This window comes from Mesorhizobium sp. (assembly GCF_024509055.1).
Taxonomy (GTDB): Bacteria; Pseudomonadota; Alphaproteobacteria; order Rhizobiales; family Rhizobiaceae; genus Mesorhizobium.
The window spans coordinates 1-2,338 of sequence record NZ_JANINM010000273.1; the positions used below are offsets into that span (position 1 = coordinate 1).

At 65.7% G+C, this 2,338-nt stretch carries 3 protein-coding genes; all 3 read left to right on the forward strand.

Annotated features, from left to right (window positions below; genetic code table 11):
* Nucleotides 1-392, forward strand: a 392-nt coding sequence (locus Q0L57_RS12765; protein ID WP_296743148.1) for an ABC transporter permease, incomplete at its 5' end; no start/stop codon positions are given.
* Nucleotides 389-1,267: an ABC transporter ATP-binding protein gene (locus Q0L57_RS12770; protein WP_296743150.1), complete on the forward strand. Its 879-nt coding sequence runs from the start codon at nt 389-391 to the stop codon at nt 1,265-1,267. The genes Q0L57_RS12765 and Q0L57_RS12770, both read left to right, overlap by 4 nt.
* A complete protein-coding gene (locus Q0L57_RS12775) occupies nt 1,260-2,090 on the forward strand; it encodes an ATP-binding cassette domain-containing protein (protein WP_296743153.1) in 831 nt (276 codons plus the stop codon). Before Q0L57_RS12770 ends, Q0L57_RS12775 begins: the two co-directional genes overlap by 8 nt.
* The last annotated feature ends 248 nt before the right edge of the window (nt 2,091-2,338 follow it).

Consider the following 2,338-nt stretch of genomic DNA (forward strand, 5'->3'; position numbering starts at 1 on the left):
TCATCGACTGGACGCGCTTCTGCCGGGTGATCCGCGCCGAGGCGATGAGCCAGGCGCGCATGGACTATGTCGAAAGCGCGCGCATCGCCGGCTATGGCCGCATCGGCATCATGCTGCGCGAGGTGCTGCCCAACGTGCTGCCTTCGGTGGTGGCCCTGCTGTCGCTGGAAATGGGCATCGCTGTCATCGTCGAGGCGATCCTCTCCTTCGTCAACCTGTCGATCTCGACCGACGACCCGACCTGGGGCAGCATCATCGCCGAGGGCCGGCTGTCGATCCATCAGGCCTGGTGGGTGCTGGTGTTCCCGTTGGTCACGCTGATCCTCACCGTGCTTTCCTTCAGCCAGTTCGGCGAAGGACTGAAGGCGCGTTTCGATCCGGTGCTGCGATGACCGCATGCCTCGAAATCCGCCGCTTGAGCGCGGTTCTGCCCAATCGCCAGCGCGTCCTGCGCTCGGTGTCGCTGGCCGTCCAGCCCGGCGAGGTGCGCGCGCTGGTCGGCGAGAGCGGCGCCGGCAAGACCATGATCGGGAAGGCCGTGCTCGGCGTCCTGCCATCGAGCGTGCGCGTCGTCGAAGGCGACATGCTGCTCGAGGGCGAGGACCTCGGCCGGCTCGATGCGAAAGCGCGGCGCGCTTTGATCGGAGCGCGCACGGCGCTGATCCCGCAGGATCCGCTCACCGCCCTCAACCCTTCGCGCCGCATCGGCCCCCAGATGATAGACAGGCTGGTGCGAATCCTCGGCTGGAGCGGTCAACGGGCCGACCAGCACATCCGTCAGTTGCTTGACGAGGTGCAGATCCGCGACTCCGTCCGCGTCCTGAAAAGCTATCCGCACGAACTCTCCGGTGGCATGCGCCAGCGCGTGCTGATCGCGGCCGCATTCGCCGCGGAACCTCGCCTGATCGTCGCGGACGAGCCGACGACGGCGCTCGACGTGACCGTGCAGAAACAGATCCTGCGGCTGATCGCGCAACTGCAACGCGATCACGGCACGGCGATCCTGTTCGTCACTCACGACCTCGGCGTCGTCGCCAAGATCAGCCAGAGAGTGTCGGTGCTTTACGCCGGCAAGGTGGTCGAGGAGGCTGATGCCACCGCGCTTTTCGAGGCGCCGAAGCACGCTTACACGAGGGCGCTGATCGCGGCGACGCCGCGCTACACCGATCCGTATGCATCACTGAAGCCGGTGGACGAAACCGTCCTCGCGGGCCTGACGGCGGAGATCGCCGCAGCCGACGAGGCCTGGAGGCCGAGCCATGGCTGAGCCGCTGTTTTCCGTACGCGGGCTGAAGGTTGCGCTGCCCGATATGACGCGCAAGCCGCTGATCGGCCGCGCGCCGATGGCCGAGATCCTCAAGGGGCTGGACTTCGATCTGCCCAAGGGATCGGTGACGGGAATCGTCGGGGAATCCGGCTCGGGCAAGTCGACCCTCGGCCGCGCGCTGGTCCGGCTGCTCGAGCCGAGTTCGGGCTCCGTGACTTTCGAAGGGCGAGACATCAGCCATCTCTCGGAAGCCCAGTTGCGGCCGCTGCGCCGCGACCTGCAGATGATCTTCCAGGACCCGATGTCGTCGCTCAATCCGCGGCACACGATCTTCAGCATCATCGCCGCGCCGTTAACGCAGAACGGGCTTGGGGACCGGTTGAAGGGCCGCGTGGCGGAAGCCCTGCAGCGCGTTGGCCTGCCGCAGAGCTTCGCCGGCCGTTATCGCCATCAGCTGTCGGGCGGACAACGGCAGCGGGTCGGCATCGCAAGAGCGCTGGCGCTGTCGCCCAAATTCGTGTTGGCTGACGAGATCGTCTCCGGCCTCGACGTGTCGACGCAGGCTCAGATCCTCACCCTGCTGGAAAAGCTCGCGGCCGAGATGGGCCTGACGGTCGCCTTCATCAGTCACGACCTGTCGGTCATCCGGCGGCTTTGCCAGCATGTCATCGTCATGCGCGAGGGCATGATCGTCGAGGCTGGCGCCACCGATACGCTGTTCGAGAACCCGAAGGAGGCCTACACGCGCGACCTGCTTGCCGCCATCCCGCTGCCGGAGATCGACAGGGACTGGTTGCAATTGCCGGCTAAGGCGCCAGCCTAGACCCCGGCTGAACCAGATGCGGAAACGCGGAAGAAGGAAAACGGGCGATTATTCAATCATGAAACTTCAAGCTTGAAATAATTGCCTACTGGCGCGATAATGACGGTCGGGGTTGTCGACCTTTCCGGCGGCCCGGATGCGAAGAGGAGAGCGCACGCATGAAGGTTGCGGTTCTCGGCGGCGGACCGGCCGGACTCTACTTTGCCATCTCGCTGAAGCTGCGCGACGCCGCGCATGAGGTGACGGTC